Origin of the sequence: Roseovarius sp. (assembly GCF_040219995.1) — a bacterium.
Classification (GTDB): Bacteria; Pseudomonadota; Alphaproteobacteria; order Rhodobacterales; family Rhodobacteraceae; genus Roseovarius.
In genome coordinates, this window is the sequence record NZ_JAVJUC010000006.1 from 38767 (window position 1) to 62693 (window position 23927).

Here is a 23927-nt window from a genome sequence, read left to right on the forward strand (position 1 = left end):
ATGCGCGGAATCGAGGTGCCGCAGGCACCGCCGCGCAGCGCCCGACCGCCCCCTCGGGCGGGCGCTTTTGCAACGTTTCAAGCCATTGAAAACGCGGGAGTGTTTGGCTGGCATAAAGTGCGGTCCACCGAGGTTGCTGCGCCCACTCGGCGGTCGGGCACCGCGCGGCTCATGTCGTTAACACCAAAGGTCCACTTCAGGCCCGTAACCCCCATATTCCGCAGGTCGCGCGTTGTGACGCAATCAGGCGGTGACTTGACTGGACGGGCTGGCTATAGTGCACCCATCAACGCCGCAAGAAGCGTGTCGAGGCACATGTTCCACCTGCACCCCCTGTCAGAGCGCTGGTCGCGCGCGATGAACCTTATGGCCGCCCGGCGGGCGGCGATGAGTCGTCCGGCAACGGCGTTCATTTCGCAGCCAGAGCCGCGCAGCATCGGCTATCTGGCGCGCGGGCGGCAGCTCTGCGCCGGAAATTTCGTCTTTGCAGGCAGCCTCGTGCATTCCCCCGGGACATCGATCTGGGATATCGAGCCGTCAGACGCCGCCTTCGCCGCCGAATTGCATGGCTTTGGCTGGCTCGATGATCTGGCTGCCGCAGGGGACGCGGCGGCGCGCGAGCGGGCGCAGGCCTGGCTTTGGGAATGGATCGCACGCTATGGCAAGGGCACCGGGCCGGGATGGACGCCCGATCTGACCGGTCGGCGGCTGATCCGTTGGATATCACAGGCGCTGTTCCTGTTGCGTGGGCAACCGTCGGAGGCGTCTGCACCGTTCTTTCGTTCCCTGGCACAGCAGACGGCGTTCCTGTCGCGGCGCTGGCAGGCGGCAGCCCCGGGCCTGCCCCGCTTCGAGGCGCTGACCGGGCTCATTTATGCGGGCGTGTCGCTGGAGGGGATGCAGGACCTGACGGGCTCGGCGCGCGCCGCGCTTTCGCGGGAATGCGAACGCCAGATCGACGCGGCGGGTGGCATCCCCACGCGCAACCCCGAGGAATTGCTCGAGGTCTTCACGCTGCTGACCTGGGCCGCTCTGGGGCTGAGCGATTCGGGGCAGTCAGCGGCGGAGGCGCATTGGCGCGCGGTAGAGCGGATCGCCCCCACACTGCGCACCCTGCGCCATGCCGACGGGGCGCTGGCACGATTTCATGGCGGGGGCAGGGGGCTTGACGGGCGGCTCGATGGTGCGCTGGCCGCAAGTGGCGTCAAGACGCGCATGCCCGATGGTCTCGCCATGGGCTTTGCCCGGCTGAGTGCCGGGCGCACCAGCGTGATCGTGGATGCCGCGCCGCCGCCCAAGGGGGCGGCATCGGCGGGCGCGCACGCCTCGACGCTTGCCTTAGAGGTGACCTCCGGGCGGCGTCCGGTGATCGTCAACTGCGGCTCGGGCGCGAGCTTTGGGGCCGAGTGGCGGCGCGCGGGGCGCGCGACACCGTCGCATTCGGCGCTGGTGCTGGCCTCTGGATCGAGCGCGCGGCTCAGCAATGACGCGCGGCATATGGACTGGCTCAGCGAGGCACCGGACAATGTGCCCGCACACCTCTCGAAACTGTCTGACGGGCTGCGGTTCGAGGGGGCGCATGATGGGTATGTGCGCGGCCATGGCCTGACCCATGTTCGCAATCTCGACCTCTCGGCGGATGGTCGGGGTCTTGCGGGCGAGGATATGCTGCTCGCGGTGGCAGAGGCCGACAAGCGCCGTTTCGACCGCGCACTCGACGGCACGCGGCTGCATGGCGTGCCCTATGATATCCGCTTTCACCTGCATCCCGAGGTCGACGCCTCGGTCGATATGGGGGGCGCTGCGGTGTCGATCGCGCTGCGCAGTGGTGAAATCTGGATATTCCGGGCCGATGGCGAGGCCGCTTTGTCCTTGCAACCGAGCGTTTATCTTGAAAAAACGCGGCTCAAACCGCGTGCGACCAAACAGATTGTTCTCTCTGGCCGTGCGTTGGGATATGCGACCCGCATGAGATGGTCCCTGGCCAAGGCGCAGGATACCCCCGTCGGCATCAGGGATGTCCACGAGGAGGTGCTCGAACCCGAGGCCGAGGACTGAACCCGAGACCGCCCAAGGCAGGACAGACACCCGATGACCGATTTCGCGCCCGTGACCCGCGCCCTCCTCTCCGTATCCGACAAGACCGGCCTGATCGAGCTGGGCCGTGCCCTGGCAGAGCGGGGGGTTGAACTGCTCTCGACGGGGGGCACCGCGCGCAGCCTGCGCGAGGCGGGGCTGGTGGTGCGCGACGTGGCCGAGGTGACGGGCTTTCCCGAGATGATGGATGGCCGCGTCAAGACACTGCATCCGATGGTGCATGGCGGTCTGCTGGCGCTGCGCGACAACGCCGACCACGTGGCGGCAATGGAGGCGCATGGCATTGGCCCCATCGACCTGCTGGTGGTCAATCTCTACCCGTTCGAGGAAACCGTGGCGCGCGGTGGCGACTATGACGCCTGCGTCGAGAATATAGACATCGGCGGCCCGGCGATGATCCGGGCGGCGGCCAAGAACCATGCCTTTGTCAATGTGGTGGTCGATGTCGAGGATTATCCGGCCCTGCTGGCGGAACTTGACGCGCAGGACGGGCAGACGCGTTATGCGTTCCGGCAACGGCTGGCGCAGGTGGCCTATGCGCGCACGGCGGCCTATGACGCGGCGGTCAGCACCTGGATGGCGGATGCGATCAATGAGCCTGCCCCGCGTCGCCGGGCCGTGGCGGGCAGCCTCGCCCAGACCCTGCGCTATGGCGAGAACCCGCATCAGGCGGCGGCCTTTTACACCGATGGCTCGAACCGGCCCGGCGTCGCCACGGCGCGGCAGGTGCAGGGCAAGGAGCTGAGCTACAACAACATCAATGACACCGACGCGGCGTTTGAGTTGGTCAGCGAATTCGCGCCCGGCGACGGCCCGGCCTGCGCGATCATCAAGCACGCCAACCCCTGCGGCGTGGCACGCGGCGCGACGCTGCTGGAGGCCTATAAATCCGCCTTCGATTGCGACCGGACCAGCGCCTTTGGCGGGATCATCGCGCTGAACCAGCCGCTTGATGGTGCCACGGCGGAAGAGATCGCCGGCATCTTCACCGAAGTGGTGATCGCGCCCGGGGCCGATGACGAGGCCGTGAGTATTTTCGCCAAGAAGAAGAACCTGCGCCTTCTGCTGACCGAAGGCCTTGCTGATCCGGCGACTGCGGGGCGCATGATCAAACAAGTGGCGGGCGGCTATCTGGTGCAGGACAAGGATACCGGACGAATCAGCGCGGATGACCTGCGCGTCGTGACCAAACGCGCGCCGACGGATCGTGAGATGTCGGACATGCTGTTCGCTTGGAAAGTGGCGAAACACGTGAAATCCAACGCGATCGTCTACGTCAAGGACGGGGCCACGGTGGGTGTGGGCGCAGGCCAGATGAGCCGCGTCGACAGTTGTCGGATCGCCGCGCGCAAATCGCAGGACATGGCAGAGGCGCTGGGCCTTCCGGCCCCGCTCACGCAGGGCAGCGTCGTCGCGTCGGACGCGTTCTTTCCCTTTGCCGACGGGCTGCTGACGGCGGCAGAGGCGGGGGCCACTGCGGTCATTCATCCCGGCGGCTCGATGCGCGACGACGAGGTGATCGCGGCGGCAGATGAGGCGGGGCTTGCGATGGTGCTCACCGGCATGCGCCATTTCCGGCACTGAGCGTGCGCATGCGGCTTCTCTACTGGACGGCGTTTTGGGTGTTTTTGCTCGATCAGGCCACGAAGTACCTCGTGGTTCACGCGATGGACCTGCGGGTGCTGGGGCGGATCGACGTTTTGCCACCCTATCTCAACCTGCGCATGGCGTGGAACTACGGGATCAATTTCGGGCTCATGGCCGGTGACAGCCCGGTGACCCGCTGGGTGCTGATCGCGGTGGCACTGGTGATCTCGGGGGCCGTTTTGTGGTGGGTGCATCACGAACCGGCAGGCCGCTGGCAGAAAATCGCCGCCGGTTTGCTGGTGGGTGGTGCGATCGGGAACGTGATCGACCGGCTGATCTATGGCGCGGTGGCCGATTTCCTCAACATGTCATGCTGCGGGATCAACAACCCCTATGCGTTCAACGTGGCCGATATCGCGGTCTTTGTCGGGGCCTTCGGGCTGGTTCTGCTGCCTGCAGGGAAAAAGCCCTCGTGACCTTGGCTTTGGAATGCGATAAAGAGCGGGAAAATTGCAGGGGAGTGGCGATGAAGATGCCGCGCAAGACCGTTTTGATCTTTCTGGCCGCGACCATCGTTGCAGGCTGCGGAGCGCGCGACGATGACGTGACGCTGACGCGCATTCGCAACACCGGAAACGGGCCCGACGAATTCTCGATCATCCCGGGCAAGCCGCTGCAAGCGCCCGAGGATATGTCGGCGCTGCCGGTGCCGACGCCCGGCGGCAGCAATCGCACCGATCAGAACCCGCTGGCCGATGGGGTCGCTGCACTGGGCGGCAATCCGGCGGCGGTGAATGCGCAGGCCCCCGCCGCGAGCAACGGCGCGCTGGTCAATCATGCCAATCGCTATGGCGGCACGCCCGGCATCCGGCAAACGCTGGCGCAGGAAGATCGCGAGATCCGCCGCTCTTATGGCCGGGTCAACGTGCTGCGCATCCTGCCCGGCGATGACTACGTGCAGGCCTATCGCCGTGACTGGCTCGATGCCTATGCCGAAGAGCGCCGTCTGCGCCGTCGCGGAATCGTGACCCCCGCAAGCCCGCCGCCGCCTGAAGGCTGACGGTTGAAACCGGACGGGCAAGGCGTATCTATATCGAAACAAAATCCTGACCGACCGGAGACCCCCGTCATGCGAATTCTGACCGTCTGGCTCTTTGCCGCGCTGACCACCATATTGCCCCTGAGCGCAATGGCGCAGACATCTGAGCAGGTCACATCCTTCACCCTCGACAATGACATGCAGGTGGTGGTGATCGAGGATCATCGCGCGCCGGTGGTCACGCACATGGTCTGGTATCGCGCCGGATCGGCGGATGAACGGCCTGGCGTCTCGGGGGTGGCGCATTTTCTGGAGCACCTTCTGTTCAAGGGCACCAAGACGATGGACCCGGGCGAGTTTTCGTCGACCGTGGCGCGCAACGGCGGTTCGGACAATGCCTTTACCAGCTATGATTACACCGCCTATTTCCAGCGCATCGCCGCGGATCGCCTTGATCTGGTAATGGGAATGGAGGCCGACCGTATGGTCAACCTGCAACTGGACGAGGCCGATATCGCAACCGAGCGCGATGTCATCATCGAAGAGCGCAATCAGCGGGTCGAGAACAATCCAAGCGCCCTCTTCCGCGAACAAAAGAGCGCGACGCAATATCTCAACCACCGTTACGGCGTGCCGATCATCGGCTGGCGGCATGAGATGGAGGCGCTTGATCTCGATGCCGCACTGGAATTCTACGAGATGTATTACGCGCCCAACAATGCGATCCTCGTCGTGGCGGGTGATGTGACCCCGGATCAGGTGCGCGGTTTGGCCGAAAAGCATTATGGTGCCATTCCAGCCAATCCCGACCTGCCAGAGCGCACCCGTCCGCAGGAACCGCCGCAACTGGCAGAGCGGCGGATGACGATGCGCGATGCGCGCGTCTCGGAGCCTTATGTCACGCGGTCCTATCTTGCGCCCGAGCGCGACAGCGGTGCGCAGCAAGAGGCTGCGGCGTTGATGCTTCTGGCCGAGTTGCTGGGCGGCGGGCAGACCTCGTTCCTGAACGAGAGGCTGCAATTCGATGAGAAGATCGCCGTTCAGGTGGGGGCGTGGTATTCGGCGACCTCGCTCGATGACACGACGTTTGACCTGGCAGTGGTGCCGGCTGCCGGAGTGAGCCTGCAACAGGCTGAAGATGCGCTCGACGAGGCGCTGACCGCGTTTCTCGAGACCGGGCCCGACGCAGAGGCGCTGGAGCGCATCAAGATGCAGGTGCGGGCCGAGGAAGTCTATGACCGCGACGATGCCGGTGGCTTGGCGCGGCGCTATGGCCGTGCGCTGACCCAAGGGCTGACGGTCGAGGATGTGCAGGCCTGGCCCGGCATCCTGCAAGACACGACGCCAGAGCAAATCATGCAGGCCGCGCGCCGGGTGCTGGACCGTAGCCAATCGGTCACCGGCTGGCTGATGGCCCCGGAGGTGACCCAATGATCCGTATTCTGCTGAGCCTGTTCCTGCTGATCGCGGCGCTGCCCGCGCGCGCCGAGGTCGATATCAAGGAAGTGACGACGCCCGACGGTCTGACCGCCTGGCTGGTCGAGGATCATGCGATCCCTTTCGTGGCGCTGGAATTGCGGTTTCGCGGCGGGGCGTCGCTTGATGTCGAAAGTGCGCGCGGGGCCACCAACCTGATGGTGGGGCTGCTGGAAGAGGGCGCGGCTGACATGGACGCGCAGGGCTTTGCCCGGGCGCGCGACGCGCTGGCGGCAAAGTTCAGCTATGACGTGAGCGATGATGCGGTGGCCGTTTCCGCGCAGTTCCTGAGCGAGAACCGCGAGGCGGCGCTAGACCTGCTGCGCGCGAGCCTTGTGGAGCCGAGTTTTTCACCCGATGCGCTGGAGCGGGTACGCCAGCAGGTGCTGTCCGGCCTGCGTTCGGCACAGACCGATCCGCGCGACCTGATGAGCAAGGCGTTTGACGGGCTGGTCTTTGGCGATCACCCCTATGGCAGCCAGCTGGAAGGCACCGTCGACAGTGTCGAGGCGTTGACCCGTGAGGATATTGTCTCCGCCCATGCGCGTGCGCTGACGCGCGAGCAGGTCTATATCAGCGCCGTCGGAGACATCACCGAAGCGGATCTGGCGACATTGCTCGACGATCTGCTGGGTGATCTGCCGCAAGAGGGTGCGCCCCTGCCCGCCGAGGCCGATCTGAACCTGCCCGGCGGCGTCGAGGTGGTGCCGTTCGAGACCCCGCAATCGGTTGCGGCCTTTGCACAGCGGGGCGTTGACCGCGACGATCCGGATTTCTTTGCCGCCTTCGTGCTGAACCATATCCTTGGGGGCGGCGGGTTCGAAAGCCGCCTGATGACGGAAGTGCGCGAAAAACGCGGCCTGACCTACGGGGTCTATTCCTACCTCGCGGACAAGGATGCCGCGCAGCTTTGGATGGGGTCGGTTGCGTCGGCCAATGACCGTGTCGCCGAGGCGATTTCCGTCATTCGCGATCAATGGGCGCGCATCCGCGATAAGGGCGTGACGGCAGAGGAACTGCAGGACGCCAAAACCTACCTGACTGGCGCGTTTCCGCTGCGGTTCGAGGGCAATGGCCCGATTGCGTCGATTGCCGTGGGGATGCAGATGGACGGGCTGCCGCTCGATTATATCGCCAATCGCAATGACATGGTGAATGCCGTGACGCTGGAACAGATCAACCGCGTGGCGCGCGAGCGGCTTGACCCCGAGGCGCTGACCTTTGTGGTTGTTGGCCAGCCCGAGGGGCTCGACGAGCAGGTGAACTGACCTTGCAATCGCCGGGCGCCCCTTGCGTGGCCCGGCGATATGCCTCTGGACAGTGCCGGGCCGTGGTGGCAGGATTTGATCAAATTCCCCGAGTCTGCCCGGAGGCCCCCCATGAAAGACGACAACTTCCTGCGAGAGATGAACGCCCGCCACCTGTGGCACCCGATGGGCCATCCCGGCGAGCAGCAGGCCAACGCACCCAAGATCATCAAAGGCGCTGAGGGCGTGCGGATCACCGATATCGACGGGCATGATCCGGTGGATGCCGTGGGCGGGCTATGGTGCGTCAACCTTGGCTATTCCAACGACGCGGTGAAACAGGCGATCTCCGATCAGCTTTGGCAGTTGCCCTATTATTCGGCCTTTGCCGGCACCACCAACCCCGCGGCGATCGAGGCGTCCTACGCGGTGCAGGAATTCTTTGCCGAGGATGGGATGACCCGCGTCTTCTTTACCTCGGGCGGGTCCGATAGCGTGGACACGGCGTTGCGCATGGCGCGGCAGTATCACCGCCTGCGCGGCGCGCCGACGCGCACCAAGTTCCTCAGCCTCAAGAAGGGCTATCATGGCACCCATTGGGGCGGCGCGTCGGTCAATGGCAACAACCGGTTCCGGATCACCTATGAGCCGCTCTTGCCGGGCTGTTTCCACCTGCCCAGCCCCTATACCTACCGCAATCCGTTCGATGAGACGGACCCCGCCAGGCTGGCCGAAAAGATCGCCGCCGCGATGGTGGACGAGATCGAATTCCAGGATCCCAGCACCATCGCTGCCTTCATCATGGAGCCGATTCAGGGCGCGGGCGGGGTGATCGTGCCGGATGCCTCCTTCATGCGCCACATGCGCGACATCTGCGACCGCTACGGCATCCTGATGATCTCGGACGAGGTAATCACCGGCTTTGGTCGCACCGGCGACTGGACCGGCGCGCGGCATTGGGGTGTGCAGCCCGACATGATGACCATCGCCAAGGGCATCACCTCGGGCTATTTTCCGGTGGGTGGCGTGTTGCTGGGCGACAAGGTGGCGGATGTGTTCGAGAGCGCGGGGCCCGAGGGCAGCATCTGGACCGGCTACACCTATTCGGCGCATCCCGTGGGGGCGGCGGCAGTGGTGGCCTGCCTGTCAGAGACACTGCGGCTCGATACCAAGACCAACGCGGCGGCGCGCGGCACGCAGCTTTACGAGGGTGTCTGCAAGCTGGCCGAGAAATACGACATCATCGGCGATGTGCGGGGCGGGCATGGCCTCATGACCGGGATAGAACTTGTCAGCGACCGGTCGAAGAAGACGCCGATGGATGCCGAGACCATGAAACGGGTGCATCAGGCGACCTATGAGGCGGGGACCATGGTACGGCTTGGCGCGCATAACGTGCTGATGTCGCCGCCCTTGGTGATCTCCGAGGCAGAGGTCGATGTGATCTTGGCCTCGCTTGATGCAGGGTTCGCCGCTGCATGAGGCAAGCCAAGCGCCGGCAGCGGCGCTTGGCTCGTGGTCTGGCGGGCTTTAGCCGAACCGGCTCCACGCCGATTTCATCGCGTTCGACATGTTGTCCCATGCCTGATCGGCCCCGGTCTTGAAATCCTTCCAAGCCTCGGTGCTGGCGGCCTGTATCTTGTCATACTGGGCCTCCATCTCGCCGCGCCGTTCGCGTAACTCCTTGATCTGCTCCTGATACTTGGCCTGCATGTCGGCGGACGCCTCGCGCGATTGCGCCTGCAACTTGTCGATCTCGGCCTTCCACTGATCAAGCTGGGCCTGAAGCTTCTGCTGATATGTTTCCTTGTCCATCTCGAGGTCTCCTTTGATCTGTTGATCGTGTTTCCAGTGTAGCAGGTATGCACGCTGTGCCGAAATGAAAGGGGCCAGCGATTGCGCGCTGGCCCCCGGTGTTCGACGCCGTGGCGTCAGCTTCACTCGAACTTCTTGATTTCACCTGATTTCAGGCGGCTCATATAGCTGTTGAGTTCGCGCTTGACGATCGGCATCAGGAAGTAGAGGCCGATGATGTTGACCACCGCCATGGCAAAGATCGCCGCATCCGAGAAGTCGATCACCGGGCCGAGATTTGCGGCGGCGCCGATCACCACGAAGATGCAGAAGATGATCTTGAATACCAGTTCCTTGGTCTCACCCTCGCCGAAGAGGTAGGTCCAGGCCTTGAGGCCGTAATAGGACCAGCTGATCATCGTCGAGAAGGCGAAGAGCACGACGGCGATGGCCAGCACGTAAGGAAACCAGCTGATCGCGCTGCCGAAGGCCGCAGAGGTGAGGCCGACGCCCGAGGTGCCGCCGACGGTCTGCACGGCCGTGCCCGCCTCGTTCAGGAGGTAGTTGCCATCCGGCCCGGCCACAAGCTGCCCGGTGATGATGATCACCAGCGCCGTCATGGTGCAGACCACGACGGTGTCGATGAACGGCTCCAGCAGCGACACAAAGCCTTCGGTGATCGGCTCCTTGGTGCGCACCGCCGAGTGGGCAATCGCCGCAGAACCGACACCGGCTTCGTTGGAAAACGCCGCCCGCTTGAAGCCCTGGATCAGCGCACCGACCATGCCGCCCGCGACGCCAAGCCCGGTAAAGGCGCCTTCGAAGATCTGGCCAAAGGCCCAGCCGATCTGATCGGCATTCATCGCGATGATGATCAGCGCCGTGCCGACATAGAGGATCCCCATGAAGGGCACGACTTTCTCGGTCACCTTGGCGATGGATTTGAGGCCGCCCACGATCACCGCAAAGACCACACCGGCAAAGATCACGCCGGTGATCCAGCCCGGATAGGCCCCGACGATGCCCGAGATCTGCTGATGCGCCTGATTGGCCTGGAACATGTTGCCACCGCCAAGCGCGCCAAGGATGCAGAAGATCGAGAACATCACGGCGAGGATCTTGCCGCCGGGCAGGCCGCGTTCGGCAAAGCCCTTGGTCAGGTAATACATCGGGCCGCCCGAGACGCGCCCGTCGGGATACTCATTCCGGTATTTCACGCCCAATGTGCATTCGGTGAATTTCGACGCCATGCCCATCAGACCCGCCAGGATCATCCAGAACGTCGCCCCCGGCCCGCCGATGCTGACCGCCACCGCGACACCGGCGATATTGCCGAGGCCCACCGTGCCCGACAGCGCCGTGGCGAGTGCCTGAAAGTGGCTGACCTCACCGGCGTCGTTGGGATCGGAATAGTCGCCCTTCACCAGTGCGATGGAATGGCCCACGGCACGGAACTGGATAAAGCCGAAATAGAGCGTGAAGACCGTGGCCCCGACCACCAGCCAAGCCACGATCCAGGGGAAATTCGTACCCGGAAAGTTGGAGAATATCAGGTTGACGAACCAGCCCGTGGAACTGGAAAAGATCTGGTTGACCTTGTCGTCAAGCGAGGCTGCCTGCTCTTGCGCGAAGGCAGGTGCGCTCATCAGCGCGAGCCCCGCCGCGGCGAGGGCCGCGGAAAATGCGTTGCGATTCATGTGTTTCATCCCTGTTCTTGTTTTAGCATCACGGCACGATGGTGCAGGGCACCGGCGCGGTCTGAACGAGCGCCCCCGCGACCGAGCCGAAAACCCGCGCACCAAGGGCGGATTGCCCGTCACGTCCGATGACGATCTGCACGGCGTTGTGCTCCTTGGCGACGCGGCCGAGGATTTCGGCGGTGTTGCCGTAGCGGATCACAACCTCGTTGGGGATCCCGGCATCGTCGAGCTCCGCCTTGACCGTGGTCATGATCGCCTTTTCCGCGCGGGTCATTTCCTCCTTGCGGCGGGCGTGGCGCTCTTCCAGTTCCTGCGGCGTGAGGAAGGAATAGGGCGACCATTCCAGCACATGGGTCAGCACGATCGTGCCGCCTTGCGTGCGGGCGCGGTCCACCGCGAATTCCAATGCGCGCCGCGCGGACACGCTGCCGTCGTAGCCGACGACGAATTTTCCAGACATGATAGTGTTCCCTCGTTGGTTGGCTCTCCGGGTGCGGTTCAATCGACCCGGTGAGTAACTCTACCAGAGGTTAGGATCTCAATTTTCCCGATATTTGCCTTTTCGCACGCCATTTGCGCCAAATTTCGACGTTTGGTGACCCGAGATGCAAAAATATCCCGGTTTCGCTAGACCGCGTGGGTCTGCGGCGCTGTGACGCGGGCGGTCGTGCTGCGCCGGATCAGTAGCTGAACTCGGCGTAGATGCGGTTCAGGTCGCCCTGCCAGTCGCCGTGATATTGCTCCAGCAACTCGTCGGCGGGGGTCTTGCCCGTCTCGACGCTTTCGCGCAGCGTGTTGAGGAAATGCGTCTCGTCGGGGATCATGCCGCCGCCACCCGCGCAGCCGCGCGCCTTGAGGCCGGATTCGGAGATGTCGAGCACCTCGCGGGCCAATGCATGCATGTCGACCCCGTTCACCTTCGCCTGTAGCCCGTCAACGCTGGCAGCAATGCGCAGCCCCTCGCGGGTCTCTGCGTCCCAGCCCTTGGCAAGATCCCAAGCGGCGTCGAGTGCGGATTGGTCATACATCAGCCCCACCCAGAACGCGGGCAGCGCGCAGAGCCTGCGCCACGGCCCGCCATCGGCACCGCGCATCTCCATGAATTTCTTGATCCGCGCCTCGGGGAAGATGGTAGTCAGGTGGTCGGCCCAATCCGACAGGGTGGGTTTCTCGCCGGGCAGGGCGGGCAGTTCGCCGCGCAGGAAATCGCGGAAGCTCTGGCCCAAAGCGTCGATATACTGCCCGTCGCGATAGACGAAATACATCGGCACATCGAGCGCGTAATCAGCGTATTGCTCGAAGCCAAACCCCTCCTCGAACACGAAGGGCAACATGCCGGTGCGGTCGGCATCGAGATCGCGCCAGACCCGCGCGCGCCATGACTTGTGGCCGTTGGGCTTGCCCTCCAGAAACGGAGAATTGGCGAAAAGCGCGGTGGCCACCGGTTGCAGGGCGAGCGCCACGCGGAATTTCTGCACCATGTCCGCCTCGGAGGCGAAGTCGAGATTGACCTGAACGGTGCAGGTGCGGCGCATCATGGTCTGGCCCATGGTGCCGACCTTTTGCATGTAGCTGTCCATCAGCTTGTAGCGGCCCTTGGGCATCATCGGCATCTGGTCATGCGTCCAGACCGGTGCGGCCCCCAGCCCGATAAAGCCGACGCCGACCTTGTCGGCGATGTCCTTCACATCTGCCAGATGTTCATTCACCTCGTCGCAGGTCTGGTGGATGTTCTCCAGCGGCGCGCCGGAAAGCTCCAGCTGCCCGCCCGGCTCCAGCGACACGTTGGCCCCGTCTTTTTCCAGCCCGATCAGCTTGCCACCCTCTTCCAGAGGGGCCCAGCCGTGCAGATCGCGCAGCCCTTCGAGCACGGCCAGCACGCTGCGTTCCCCCTCGTAGGGAATCGGCAGCAGGGTATCCTTGCAATAGCCGAATTTCTCGTGCTCGGTGCCGATGCGCCAATCTGCCTTGGGCTTGCAGCCGCTTGCCAGATAGTCGGCGAGCTGGTCATGGCTTTCAATCGGCCCGCCGCCGGATTGAGGGATGGACATGGTCGGGCCTCCTGAAGCGCTGCGCATCTGTTATCGGGGGTCACAGTTGGCGGCAATCGCGGGCGGTGTCAATGCAGCCGGAAGGATGAAGTGACGGGCGCGCGCCGTTGCCAGATCACCGTCGGGTGATCGGGCAGGCGGTGCATCTGGGTCAGCATGTGCTCGGTGCGCAGGCCCGGAAGGGTGGCGAAGGCATCAAACAGCGCCTCGGCCCCTTCGGCATTCACGGGGATGTGCAGATCGGGGGCCTGTGGCTGGCTGAGCACCCAATGGGCGGGCTGGCCCGAGGGGTCGAGCGTGAGCCGGTCGAGATCGCGGATCGCGACGACGCCGCCCGTCAGGGGCCCGAAATAGGCGACTTGTCCTTCGTCCACACGCACCACGCCGGGACCGCCCGCACCGCCCCGAAAACGCGCGCGCTGCACGCCCATCATCAGCATCGCACCCGCGCCGATCAGCAGGACATAACCCAGCCAGTGCAGCAGCCCCCCGGTGCCGAGGGTCCACCACAGGCCAAGTGCGGCCAGCCCCGCGCCGGTCAGCGCCTCGCGCCAGCGCCAGAGGGCGGCGCGCGCCTGCGGCCGAATGAAACTCATGCCCAGTCCCCAAGCGCCTGTTGCCAGACCGTGAGGGCGGCGACGGCGGCGGTATCGGCGCGCAGGATGCGCGGTCCGAGGCTGACGGGATGCGCGAAGGGCAGGGCCGAGAGCCGCCCGCGCTCGGTCTCGGAAAAGCCGCCCTCGGGGCCGATCAGGATCGCCCATGCACCGCCCCCCGCCGCGCGCAGCGTGGCCCCCGCCCCGGCAAGCGCCTCGTCGCAGAACATCAATTGGCGGTCTTCGGGCCAGTCGGAGAGCAGCGTGTCGAGCTTTTGCAGGCCGGTCACCTCGGGCACATACGTGCCGCCGCATTGCTCGGCCGCCTCGACGGCATGGGCCTGAAGCCGGTCCTGCCGGATACGTTCGGAATTGGTGAAATCGGTCTGCACGGGGATGATCCGCGCCGCGCCCATCTCGGCGGCTTTCTCGACGATGAAATCGGTGCGCGCCTTCTTGATCGGGGCAAACAGCAGCCACAGGTCGGGCGGGTCGCGTTGCGGGGCGGTCTGCGCCTCGCACACGAGCGAGCCGCCGCGCTTGCCCGCCTCGGCCACCTCGGCGCGCCATTCGCCGTCGCGCCCGTTGAAGAGCAGCACCAAATCCCCCATCCCCTGACGCATCACCCCGAAGAGGTAATGCGCCTGATCGCGGTTCAGAGGAATGGTTTGCCCTTGCCCCAGGGGGTGCTCTACATAAAGCCTGATCTTTGCCGTTTTCATGGGGCCAGCATATGACCGGAGACAACCAGACGCCAGAGGCCGAAGGCACGGTTGCCGACGCCTATCGCGGCAATTGGGTGGACCGCTTGGCACCGCCCGCGACGCGGCCCTATCTGCGGCTGAGCCGGGCCGACCGGCCCATCGGCACGTGGTTGTTGCTGTTGCCCTGCTGGTGGGGCCTGACATTGGCGATGCTGTCGGATGGGCAGGCAGGCTGGCACGATCTTTGGATCTTCACCGGCTGCGGCATCGGCGCATTCCTGATGCGCGGGGCGGGCTGCACCTGGAACGACATCACCGACCGCGAAATCGACGGCTCGGTCGCGCGTACCGCGTCGCGGCCTATCCCGTCGGGGCAGGTGACGGTCCGGGGCGCGGTGATGTGGATGTGCGCGCAGGCGCTCATCGCCTTAGGGATTCTCCTGACCTTCAACTGGGCGGCCATCGCGCTCGGGGTTCTTTCGCTTTTGCCGGTCGCGATCTATCCCTTTGCCAAGCGGTTCACCTGGTGGCCGCAGATATTCCTTGGCCTCGCCTTCAACTGGGGCGCATTGCTGGCCTGGACGGCGCATACCGGTCGGCTGGAGGCCCCGGCAGTGGTGCTCTACCTCGCCGGTATCGCGTGGACGCTCTTTTATGACACGATCTATGCGCATCAGGATGCCGAGGATGATGCGCTCATTGGCGTGAAATCGACGGCGCGGCTCTTTGGCCATAATTCCCCGCGCTGGCTGCGCTGGTTTCTGGTGGGCACCGTGTCGCTGATGGCGGTGGCAGTGATCATGGCAGCACCCACGGGTCTGGTCGCGTTGCTGGCGGCGCTGTGCGGGCCATGGGCGATGGGCTGGCATATGCAGGGGCAGATGCGCAAACTGGACCTTGAGGACAACGATCGGCTGTTGACGCTGTTCCGCTCGAACCGCGATGCCGGGCTCTTGCCTGTGCCGTTTTTCGCCGTCGCGTTCCTGCTGTGATTGATCTTGCCCCGGCACGCGCCTAAACACGCGGCAGGTGCAACAAAACGGCAACGGTCACATGCGGTTATCCACGGTCTTTACCATCGGGTCGACTTTCCTCGGGGCCATCGTGCTCAGCACTGTCGCCGCCGGATTCGCGGTAAGCGCGATCGAGGATGGATCGCGGCAAGGCGTGCGCGAGGCGCTGGATCAGCGTGGCATGGTCTGGACCGAGGTGGATACGGACGGTTTGCAGGTCTTTCTGGCGGGCACCGCGCCGACCGAGGCGGATCGCTTCAAGGCGCTGTCGGTTGCCGGTACGGTGGTCGATGCCGCGCGGGTGATCGACCAGATGCTGGTCGAGGAGGCAGGGGATATCGCGCCGCCGCGCTTTGCCATCGAGATCCTGCGCAACGAAAGCGGAATTTCCCTCATCGGTCTCGTGCCTGCGAGCCTTGATCGGCCGAAATTCCTCGCCGAGGTCAAGGATGTGACCGATGGTGCCCCGGTGGCCGATCTTCTGGATGCCGCCGATTACCCCGCACCGGATACTTGGGAAGATGCGCTGCGTTATGCGGTGCGCTCGCTTGGTGACCTGTCCCGCACCAAGATTTCGGTCAGTGCCGAGCGGGTGGAAATCACGGCCATGGCCGAGAGCGTCGCCGATCAACGGCGGCTGGAGACAGCCCTGGCGCGCCGGGTTCCCGAAGATGTGCGTCTCGCGCTCGATATTTCGGCGCCGCGCCCGGTAATCACGCCCTTCACCTTGCGCTTTTTGATCGACGAAGGCGGCGCGCGGTTCGATGCCTGTTCCGCCGATACGGTCGAGGCGCGCGACCGCATTCTGCGGGCGGCGGGCAATGCCGGCTTGCAGGGCAAGGCCGAATGTACGGTCGGCATGGGTGTGCCCTCGCCCCGCTGGGCGAAGGCGGCGGAATTGGCAATCGCCGCAGTGGATGATCTGGATGGCGGCAGCGTGACGTTTTCGGATGCCGATATCGCGCTCTGGGCACCGCAGGGCACCGAACAGGCCAAATTCGATGATGTGGTCGGGCGGCTGGAGTCCGATCTGCCGGAGGTGTTCGCCCTCGATGCGACGCTGCCCGCGCCCGAAGGCGACGGTGAAAAGACCGTGCCCGAGTTCATCGCCACCCTGTCGCCCGAGGGGCAGGTGCTCTTGCGCGGGCGCGTCGGCAGCGCGCAATTGCGCGAGACGGTCACAAGTTTCGCCAAGGCGCGCTTTGCCTCGGACGCGGTGCATGTAACGGCCCGTGTGGCCGAGGACATGCCGCGCGACTGGTCGATGCGCGTGCTTCTGGGGCTCGAGGCGCTATCTTATCTGTCGAATGGTGCCGTGACGGTCACCCCCGACGGCCTTGATGTTCAGGGCAATACCGGGCGCAAGAGTGCGGGCACCGAGCTGTCGCAACTGCTGTCGGACAAGCTGGGAAGCGGTGGCCAGTTCTCGATGGACGTCACCTATCAGGAGAAGCTTGATCCGGTGGCGCAATTGCCGACACCCGATGAGTGCGAGGCGCGCATTGCCGAGGTGCAGGCCGACCGCAAGATCGGGTTCGAGCCGGGCTCGGCGCGGATCGATTCGCAAGGGGCCGCGATCATGGACGAGATCGCCGAGATTCTGAAGCAATGCGGCGAGCTGAAAATGGAGATCGGCGGCCATACCGACAGCCAGGGCCGCGAGGAGATGAACCGGCAACTGAGCCTTGAGCGGGCGCGCGCGGTGCTCAACGAATTGCGGCTGCGCCGGGTGCTGACCTCGACCATCGAGGCCAAGGGTTATGGCGAGACCGCGCCGATTGCCGACAATGACACCGAGGAAGGCCGCGAGATCAATCGCCGGATCGAATTCAGGATTATCCGTCCCAAGCCGCTGGTCGAGGAGCAAACAGCGCTTGAAAGCCTCGAGGATACGGGGGAAGAAGGGCAAGAGACAGAAGAGCCCAATCAGGACCAGACCACGGATGAACAGAACTGAGTTTATCATCGCCACCGCCATTGTGCTGTTCGTGGCGTTCTGCATGGGCTGGTTCGCCAATTGGCTGGTGCATCGCTTCATCCGGGTGGGGGCGTCTGATGTGGGCGAGCTGGAGCGCATGGCGCAGGAGTTGCACGAGGCCGAGGAGACCCGCGATCAGGCGATCACCTACCTCCAACAGCGCGAGGCGGAACTGACCAACCAACTGAGCCAGACCGAGGCGGAGCTTGCCGCCACGATGGAAGGCCTGCGCGAGGCGCGCTACGAGGCCGAGCAGATGCGCGCCCATCTCGACAAGCTGAGCCGGGCTGCGGGCTGAGCCGCACCAAAACTGTTTTATCTGAGGTCGGGCGTATAAGCCTCGCCCCACTGCCGCAATGCGCCCATCACAGGGCCGAGGGCCTTTCCAGACTCTGTCAGCACGTATTCCGAACGCGGCGGGTTCGCTGAATACGCTTGCCGCGTCAAAATTCCCGCGCCCTCCAGTTTCTTGAGACGGTTCGAGAGCGTATTCGGCGACAGTCCGAGCACGTCTTGCAGATCCTGAAAACGGCGTGGGCCCTCAAGGAAGAACTCGCGCAGAATAAGGATCGACCATTGGTCGCCCATGGCATTGGTGGCCCTTAGAATCGGGCAGTTTTCACGTCCGGGGGGTGTCATGATCCAAAGTATAGCAAGAGATTTCAGAATGAGAATTGACTACGAAAAAGATAGTCACTATGAAATACATACAAAACATGGAGATTCCAATGCTGTCCGATGTCTTTCTTGCCTATGTGCATGTCTTCTTCATCCTGCTCCCGGCGTTGGCCGTGGCGGTCGTGGTCCTTGGTGCGTCGCGCGCCGGGCTTGGCGGTGCTGCGCTGGCTCGGGCCGTGCTGTGGCCGGTCGGTATCTTGTCGCTGTGGGGTGCCATTGCGATGGCGCTATCGCGCTCGGGCGCGTTCATGGTGCCCGCGACGCTGGCCGAACCGCCGATCGTTCTCTTTTCGATGTTCGCGGGTGCGCTGACGCTGTGGCTACTGGCGACGCGCACGCAGACCGGGCAGGCCATCCTGGCGCAGACCGATCCGGGGCTGCTCATCGCCTTTCAGATCCCGCGCGTGATGGGGGCAATCTTTCTCGTCGGTTGGGCGGCGGGTGTCATCCCGTGGCAATTCGCGCTGCTGGCGGGTCTGGGCGACATCTGGGCCGGGATTGAGGGGTATCGGGCGTGGCAGGCCTGCGCCAAGGGCGCGCCGGATGCGCGCGCCAAGGTGATGCGCGCCAATATCGTGGGGTTAGGCGATTTCGTCGTCGCGGTCCTGATCGGCATCACGACATCGGAAGGCTTTGCCCATCTAATGGCGCATGAGACGCCCAACATCATCAACCTGCATCCGCTGGCGATGTTTCCGGGCTATTTCGTGGCGATCTTTCTCGCCTTTCATTTCGTTTCTCTGAGCAAGCTGCGGTCCCCCTCCAGGTTTCCGGCAGCCGCCTGAGATACGAAACCGCGCAGGGTGGCGCCGTGCCGCCTTGCGCGCGACGTTCTTCCGCGCCTCTCAGGCCTTGGCAAAATCCACAATGGCACCGGTCAGGCAATCAAGGCTGTCCGTATGAGGCACGCTTTCAGGCAGGGCCGTGGTCATCAGCGACAGTTCCGTGCAGGCCACGAGCAGATGATCGGCCCCTTGTGCGACAAGCGCCCCGGCCTCTGCCGTAAGGCGGTGGCCGAGCGTGGCGATGCCCTGACCGGCCTTGACCGCGCGGATGATGTCCAGAAGGTCGGCGTCATCGGTCAGGAAGACCGGCGTCAGGCCGTGCGTCGCGAAGGGCGCGTCGAACACGCCCGCAAGCCGCGTCGCAGGCGAGGCGAGCATCCCCACCCGCCGCGCGCCCTGTTGCGCAAGCGAGGCCGCCGTCAGGTCGAGCATGTCGAGAAATGGCAGCGGCGTCGCGTCGGTCACGGCGGGTGCATAATGATGCGCGGTGTTGCAGGGCATGGCCAGCGCCTGCGCGCCCGCCGCCTGCAGATCACGCGCCATGCGCGCCAGCGTCGGGCCGGGGTCTTCGCCGGTGCCCTCGATCAGCGCCTTGATCCGGCTCGGGACCTGCGGGTTCTGATGCACGATCAGCGGCACGTGATCGGCGTCGTCGCGCGCAGGCACGGCCGCCATGACCTTTTGCATCAGCAGGATGGTGGCCTCGGGGCCCATGCCCCCCAGAATACCCACGGTTTTCATGCGGTTGTCTTACCCCGTCGATTGCGCGGCACCGGGAACGGGGCCGAGGCGGATATCTGCGCTGCGGGCATGCCCCTCCATGCGTTCCGCGCGGCTGAGGCTGGCTGTGACGCGCGCGAGATCGGGCAGCGCGCAAGCGTCCACCTCTTGCCAGGTGACGGTCTTGAGGAACTTGTGCACCGACAGCCCCCCTGTGTAGCGCGCGGCCCCCGAGGTGGGCAAGACATGGTTGGGGCCCGCCGCCTTGTCGCCGAAGGCGACGGTGGTGTTTTCACCCAGGAACAGCGAGCCATAGGCGCGCAGCCGGTTGCGCCACCACGGCAGGTCGCGGGCCTGTACATGCAGATGTTCGGGGGCCTTGGCATCGGCATAGCGCGCCATCTCTTCTGCCCTGTCGCAGAGCACCACCTCGGCCAGATCGCGCCATGCGGTGTCGGCGGCGGTGCGGTTGGGATCGGGTAGCGCCGCGATCAGCGCGGGTACGCGGGCGATCACCGCCTCGGCCAGCGGGCGATGCGTCGTGGCCAGCCAAACCGGCGAATTGGCACCATGTTCGGCCTGCCCCACCAGATCGGCAGCGACGGTGTCGGCATCGGCGGTGTCATCGGCGAGGATCAGGCTGTCGGTCGGCCCTGCGAACATGTCGATGCCGATGGGGCCGAAAAGCTGCCGCTTGGCCTCGGCCACATAGGCATTGCCGGGGCCGACGAGTATATCGGCGGGCGGCGCGCCAAAGAGGCCGAGGGCCATCGCCGCGATGCCCTGCACCCCGCCGATGGTCAGGATGCGCGTGGCCCCGGCCAGATCCATGGCAAAGAGCATCGCGTCGGGAATAGGGCCGCTGCCGCAGGGCGGCGAGCAGGCGGTGATGTCGGGCACGCCTGCCTCGCGCGCGGTGGCGATCGACATCAGCGCAGAGGCGATATGGCTGTAGCGCCCGCCCGGCACGTAGCAGCCTGCCGCCTGAAGCGGAATTTGACGTTGCCCCGCGCGCAGCCCGGGGCGCAACTCGATCTCCATGTCCTGCGCCGTGGCGCGTTGAGCGGCGGCAAAGCGCGAGATGTTGTCATGCGCCCAGGCGATATCGTTCTTGAGGGTCTGTGGCACGCGGGCAGAAGCCGCGGCGATCTCTGCCCGGGTGACCACGATCTCGCCCTGCCAGCCGTCCAGTTGCCGTGCATATTCCAGCGCCACCTGCGCGCCGCCCGCGCGCAGCCGGGCCAGCATAATCTGCACCGTGTCGGTCACGTCATGGGCGGTCTGGGGTGGCTCTCCGGGGGCGGGCTTGATCTGTGTGAAGGGCATGGGGCGGGTCTCCTTTGCCCCTAGTGATTGGGGCGTCGTGACCCATTGGGCAAGGGAATAGCCGGTCCGGTGGCGGGGTTTTTCCAGCTGCCGAAAGCGGGTTTCGGAATATCCGAAGACGCGGTGGCCTCTGGCATCGAAGGAGCTAGAGGCTTGCGGCCAGGGCCTTTGCGCAGGTCTCGATCAGGTCGAGCGTGCCGTCGAAATCACGGGTGTAATATGGGTCAGGTACATGATCCGCGCCCTGGTCGGGCGCATAATCGGTGAGCAGGCGCACGGGCGTGGCATTGCCCGCAGGTCGCAGCGCGTCGACGGCCGCGAGGTTCTTTGCGTCCATCGAGATGATAAGGTCGAAGCGGGTGAAATCCGTCGCCTCGAACTGACGCGCGCGCAGGTCGGATATGTCGATCCCACGGGCGCGGGCGGCGTCCTGCATCGGGCCGTAGGGCGGATCGCCGATATGCCAGCCGCTGGTGCCCGCGCTGTCGATGTCCAGTTGCGGGGCGAGGCTGTGAAACACCCCTTCGGCAGCGGGCGAGCGGCAGATATTGCCGAGGCAGACAAAGAGGATTCGGGTGGTCATGACGCGTCCTTTCCGGCAGAGATTAGGCTAGGAGGGCGCGATGCAAAAGATCGTCATACTGACCGGCGCGGGAATTTCGGCGGAAAGCGGGCTGGGCACGTTTCGCGACGTCGGCGGAATCTGGCAACGCTACCGGATTGAGGATGTAGCCACGCCCGAGGCTTTTGCCCGCGATGCGGATCTGGTGCACGGGTTCTATAATGCGCGTCGTGTGCAGGCGGCCGAGGCGCGGCCCAATGCGGCGCATCGCGCGCTGGCGCGGTTGCAGGCCGAACATCCGGGCGAGGTGGTGATCGTGACGCAGAACGTGGACGGGCTGCATGAGGCAGGTGGCGCGCGGGATGTGATCCACATGCATGGTGAACTGGCCCGCGCGCACTGTGCTGCCTGTGGTGTGAGGTGGCAGGCGGCCCCGCAGATGAGCGTGCAGGATGCCTGCCCGGATTGCGGCGCGTGTGCCTGCCGTCCAGACGTGGTCTGGTTCGGCGAGATGCCCTACCGGATGGAGGAAATCCTGGCGCATCTGGCGGGGGCGGATGTCTTCGCGGCGATCGGCACGTCGGGGCAGGTTTATCCGGCGGCGGGATTTGCACAGGAGGCGGCACTGGCGGGGGCGCGGTGCCTGGAGATCAATCTTGAGCCGTCGGCGGTGGCGGGCGATTTTGACGATGTCCGACAGGGGCGTGCGTCGGAGGTGGTACCGCTTTGGGTCGCAGAGATTTTGGGCGGGTAGGTGAGTTTTGGCCTTGAACTGCCTTTGCCGTTATGCCCCTGCGCGGAATCAAGGGCGAAGCCCGCCGCACATCGCTGGGCCGCCCCCCGGCACGGCGATTTGGCTGCAACCTGCTCTGCGCTCTGATGTTTTTCGGATTTGGCTGATATAAAGCGCTAAACAACTGAGGTAGGATCGCCGTACCGCGGCCCGTCGATGCGCGGCTCAGTCCAACGGCGGCTCCAGGCCAAGCCAACCCCGCTGTCGGGGCACCCCACCAAGGTGCCCCGACCGCTCCCCGGATATCAGTTTCCGTGACCGTGACCCTCTTTCGGCATGCGCTCCAGATCGACCGGAATGTCGAGCGTGATCTCGCCGGATGTCTCGAAGACGAGGGTGAGGGGAATGGTCTTGCCCTGCTCGAACGGCTCGGTCAGCCCCATGAACATCACGTGGCGACCGCCGCGCTGGAGAAACAGCGTCTCGCCCGCTCCGAGTTCGAAGCCCTCCTCGACATGCACCATCTTCATCACGCCGCCTTCTTCGCGGTGGGTGTGCAGTTCCACCTTCTTGGCGGCGGGGGATTTGACGGCGACCAGGCGGTCCGGCGCATCGCCGATATTCTCGATCAGCATGAATGCCGCACCGGTCTTGGCCATCGGGCTGGCACTGCGGGCATAGGTGTCGAGGACGTGAATTTCCTGCGCCATGGCCGGGGCAGCAAGGGTGAGGCCCGCGAGGGCGGCGAAAAGCGTGGATTTGAGGGACATGATGTCGCTCCTTCTGGTCTGAATGTAAGGGATTTGCAGGGTCAGACCGACAGCGGCGGTGCCCGCGCCAGCGGGGCAGGGCGCGCAAGGCTCGTCTCATGACGGGCATCAGCGAAGGGCTGACAGGCCGTTGCAGCCACATCGCGTGGCAGGGGCAATGGCGGGCGCGGTGCATCCGCATAGAACGCGAGCAGGCACTCCGGGCAGATATGCGGCGGTGTCGCGGGCTGGCCCCTGGCGTCCACCAGCACGGTGCGCGTGCCCTCGCCGGTGCAGAGCACCATCTGACCCACCGGCTGCGCCGCGCCGCGCGCCACGGCAAGGTCGACGCTGGTCAGCGCCAGAAAGAGGCAAAGCCCGAGGGCGGTTATGCTGCGCAGGATCGTCATTGCCCGAAGGTATAGGCGCGCGGGCGCGCACAGGACAAGCGACAAAACGTACCGGGGACGTCAAACGCAAACAGCCCCGCCAAAGGGGCAGGGCCGTGCGCGATCATCGCAATCCCGGTGTCAGGCGCTGGCGGCCTGTGCCTTGGCGATCTCTTTTTTCACCTTGAGAGCCGACGGCGACAGCTCGTCATCCTTGGCCTTGGCGAGAAAGGCGTCGAGCCCGCCCCGGTGATCGACGCTGCGCAGCGCGTGCGCCGAGATCCGGAGCTTGATGCCACGGTTCAGGGTTTCCGACTGCAACGTCACATCATTGAGGTTCGGCAGATACCGACGCTTGGTCTTGTTGTTGGCATGGCTGGAGTTATTGCCAACCATGGGGCCTTTTCCGGTCAGTTCGCAGCGGCGCGACATGGGGTCATCCTCGTTCTTGTTGAGGGCGCGGTCTGGCCCTGCTTAACACAAACGGGCACCGCCACCGGCAGCGCCCCGAATTCCGTTTGGGGTCTTTAGGCCCAATGCGCAGGGGCGTCAAGGGATTCGAGCGGGAAAAAGGCGGGTTGGTTTGCGAGAGGGCTGTGGCAGGGCTTGGCGCTGGTGGTCGGGGATGCGACTGGCCTGATGGTGTCGTTTGCGTGAGCCGCGCATCGACGGGCCGCGGTACGGCGATTCAACGATAGTTTGG

General features: G+C 64.9%; 25 protein-coding genes. 12 read left to right on the plus strand and 13 right to left on the minus strand.

Annotated elements, in window-relative coordinates:
* Positions 1 to 315 precede the first annotated feature (315 nt).
* The 7 genes from RID11_RS00645 to RID11_RS00675 all read left to right on the plus strand — a co-directional run bounded on the left by RID11_RS00645 (position 316) and on the right by RID11_RS00675 (position 8928).
* Positions 316 to 2058, plus strand: a complete 1743-nt coding sequence (locus RID11_RS00645; protein WP_502949325.1) for a heparinase II/III family protein — start codon at positions 316 to 318, stop codon at positions 2056 to 2058.
* A 33-nt stretch (positions 2059 to 2091) separates the two neighbouring features.
* A complete protein-coding gene (gene purH, locus RID11_RS00650) occupies positions 2092 to 3681 on the plus strand; it encodes a bifunctional phosphoribosylaminoimidazolecarboxamide formyltransferase/IMP cyclohydrolase (RefSeq protein WP_350134931.1) in 1590 nt (529 codons plus the stop codon).
* 8 nt (positions 3682 to 3689) lie between these two features.
* Complete coding sequence (gene lspA, locus RID11_RS00655) at positions 3690 to 4160, plus strand: signal peptidase II (RefSeq protein WP_350134934.1); 471 nt, start codon at positions 3690 to 3692, stop codon at positions 4158 to 4160.
* 50 nt (positions 4161 to 4210) lie between these two features.
* Positions 4211 to 4744, plus strand: a complete 534-nt coding sequence (locus RID11_RS00660) for a DUF3035 domain-containing protein (RefSeq protein ID WP_350134937.1) — start codon at positions 4211 to 4213, stop codon at positions 4742 to 4744.
* Between the two features lie 69 nt (positions 4745 to 4813).
* Positions 4814 to 6157, plus strand: coding sequence for a M16 family metallopeptidase (locus RID11_RS00665; RefSeq protein WP_502949326.1), 1344 nt, complete (start codon positions 4814 to 4816; stop codon positions 6155 to 6157).
* Positions 6154 to 7467: a M16 family metallopeptidase gene (locus tag RID11_RS00670; protein ID WP_350134940.1), complete on the plus strand. Its 1314-nt coding sequence runs from the start codon at positions 6154 to 6156 to the stop codon at positions 7465 to 7467. The genes RID11_RS00665 and RID11_RS00670 overlap by 4 nt, the downstream gene beginning before the upstream one ends.
* 111 nt (positions 7468 to 7578) lie before the next feature.
* A complete protein-coding gene (locus RID11_RS00675; RefSeq protein ID WP_350134943.1) occupies positions 7579 to 8928 on the plus strand; it encodes an aminotransferase class III-fold pyridoxal phosphate-dependent enzyme in 1350 nt (449 codons plus the stop codon).
* A gap of 48 nt (positions 8929 to 8976) precedes the next feature.
* On the opposite strand, the gene RID11_RS00680 is transcribed toward RID11_RS00675, so the two are convergent.
* The 6 genes from RID11_RS00680 to RID11_RS00705 form a co-directional block, all read right to left on the minus strand.
* Positions 8977 to 9261, minus strand: a complete 285-nt coding sequence (locus tag RID11_RS00680; protein WP_350134946.1) for a sll1863 family stress response protein — start codon at positions 9259 to 9261, stop codon at positions 8977 to 8979.
* 122 nt (positions 9262 to 9383) lie between these two features.
* Entirely contained in the window at positions 9384 to 10937 is a 1554-nt protein-coding gene (locus tag RID11_RS00685; RefSeq protein ID WP_350134949.1) for an alanine/glycine:cation symporter family protein, read from the minus strand.
* A gap of 28 nt (positions 10938 to 10965) precedes the next feature.
* A complete protein-coding gene (locus RID11_RS00690) occupies positions 10966 to 11400 on the minus strand; it encodes a universal stress protein (RefSeq protein ID WP_350134953.1) in 435 nt (144 codons plus the stop codon).
* A 220-nt stretch (positions 11401 to 11620) separates the two neighbouring features.
* Positions 11621 to 12991 carry a glutamate--cysteine ligase gene (locus tag RID11_RS00695; protein ID WP_350134956.1) on the minus strand — a complete coding sequence of 457 codons (1371 nt, stop codon included), beginning with the start codon at positions 12989 to 12991 and terminating at the stop codon, positions 11621 to 11623.
* 68 nt (positions 12992 to 13059) lie between these two features.
* Positions 13060 to 13587: a hypothetical protein gene (locus RID11_RS00700; RefSeq protein ID WP_350134959.1), complete on the minus strand. Its 528-nt coding sequence runs from the start codon at positions 13585 to 13587 to the stop codon at positions 13060 to 13062.
* Entirely contained in the window at positions 13584 to 14309 is a 726-nt protein-coding gene (locus RID11_RS00705) for a 16S rRNA (uracil(1498)-N(3))-methyltransferase (protein ID WP_350134962.1), read from the minus strand. Before RID11_RS00705 ends, RID11_RS00700 begins: the two co-directional genes overlap by 4 nt.
* 11 nt (positions 14310 to 14320) lie before the next feature.
* Between RID11_RS00705 and ubiA the strand changes: the two genes are divergently transcribed.
* The 3 genes from ubiA to RID11_RS00720 all read left to right on the plus strand — a co-directional run bounded on the left by ubiA (position 14321) and on the right by RID11_RS00720 (position 17580).
* Positions 14321 to 15283 (plus strand): 4-hydroxybenzoate octaprenyltransferase, encoded by a 963-nt coding sequence (gene ubiA / locus RID11_RS00710; RefSeq protein WP_350134965.1) that lies wholly within the window; start codon positions 14321 to 14323, stop codon positions 15281 to 15283.
* A gap of 61 nt (positions 15284 to 15344) precedes the next feature.
* Positions 15345 to 17261 (plus strand): OmpA family protein, encoded by a 1917-nt coding sequence (locus tag RID11_RS00715; RefSeq protein WP_350134968.1) that lies wholly within the window; start codon positions 15345 to 15347, stop codon positions 17259 to 17261.
* Entirely contained in the window at positions 17248 to 17580 is a 333-nt protein-coding gene (locus RID11_RS00720; RefSeq protein WP_350134971.1) for a hypothetical protein, read from the plus strand. The genes RID11_RS00715 and RID11_RS00720 overlap by 14 nt, the downstream gene beginning before the upstream one ends.
* Before the next feature lie 17 nt (positions 17581 to 17597).
* Here RID11_RS00720 and RID11_RS00725 read toward each other — a convergent pair whose 3' ends face one another.
* On the minus strand, positions 17598 to 17921 hold the full coding sequence (locus RID11_RS00725; protein ID WP_350134973.1) for a winged helix-turn-helix transcriptional regulator: 324 nt from the start codon (positions 17919 to 17921) through the stop codon (positions 17598 to 17600).
* Positions 17922 to 18010: 89 nt separating this feature from the next.
* On the opposite strand from RID11_RS00725, the gene RID11_RS00730 reads away from it, so the two are divergent.
* On the plus strand, positions 18011 to 18745 hold the full coding sequence (locus RID11_RS00730; RefSeq protein ID WP_350134976.1) for a DUF8737 domain-containing protein: 735 nt from the start codon (positions 18011 to 18013) through the stop codon (positions 18743 to 18745).
* A 60-nt stretch (positions 18746 to 18805) separates the two neighbouring features.
* Here the strand turns inward: RID11_RS00730 and cuyB are convergent, their stop codons facing one another.
* The 3 genes from cuyB to RID11_RS00745 all read right to left on the minus strand — a co-directional run bounded on the left by cuyB (position 18806) and on the right by RID11_RS00745 (position 21374).
* The gene (gene cuyB, locus RID11_RS00735; protein WP_350134978.1) at positions 18806 to 19486 is read right to left on the minus strand and encodes a cysteate racemase; all 681 of its coding nucleotides are present in this window, start codon (positions 19484 to 19486) and stop codon (positions 18806 to 18808) included.
* Positions 19487 to 19495: 9 nt separating this feature from the next.
* Positions 19496 to 20791, minus strand: a complete 1296-nt coding sequence (gene hisD / locus RID11_RS00740; RefSeq protein WP_350134981.1) for a histidinol dehydrogenase — start codon at positions 20789 to 20791, stop codon at positions 19496 to 19498.
* A gap of 145 nt (positions 20792 to 20936) precedes the next feature.
* Complete coding sequence (locus tag RID11_RS00745; protein ID WP_350134984.1) at positions 20937 to 21374, minus strand: low molecular weight protein-tyrosine-phosphatase; 438 nt, start codon at positions 21372 to 21374, stop codon at positions 20937 to 20939.
* 40 nt (positions 21375 to 21414) lie between these two features.
* Here RID11_RS00745 and RID11_RS00750 point away from each other — a divergent pair, with 40 nt between their 5' ends.
* Positions 21415 to 22107 carry an NAD-dependent deacylase gene (locus RID11_RS00750; RefSeq protein WP_350134987.1) on the plus strand — a complete coding sequence of 231 codons (693 nt, stop codon included), beginning with the start codon at positions 21415 to 21417 and terminating at the stop codon, positions 22105 to 22107.
* Between the two features lie 284 nt (positions 22108 to 22391).
* On the opposite strand, the gene RID11_RS00755 is transcribed toward RID11_RS00750, so the two are convergent.
* The 3 genes from RID11_RS00755 to rpmB form a co-directional block, all read right to left on the minus strand.
* Positions 22392 to 22856, minus strand: a complete 465-nt coding sequence (locus RID11_RS00755; RefSeq protein WP_350134991.1) for a copper chaperone PCu(A)C — start codon at positions 22854 to 22856, stop codon at positions 22392 to 22394.
* Between the two features lie 41 nt (positions 22857 to 22897).
* Positions 22898 to 23245 (minus strand): hypothetical protein, encoded by a 348-nt coding sequence (locus RID11_RS00760; protein ID WP_350134994.1) that lies wholly within the window; start codon positions 23243 to 23245, stop codon positions 22898 to 22900.
* A gap of 120 nt (positions 23246 to 23365) precedes the next feature.
* A complete protein-coding gene (gene rpmB, locus RID11_RS00765) occupies positions 23366 to 23656 on the minus strand; it encodes a 50S ribosomal protein L28 (RefSeq protein WP_050662501.1) in 291 nt (96 codons plus the stop codon).
* Positions 23657 to 23927: the final 271 nt, after the last annotated feature.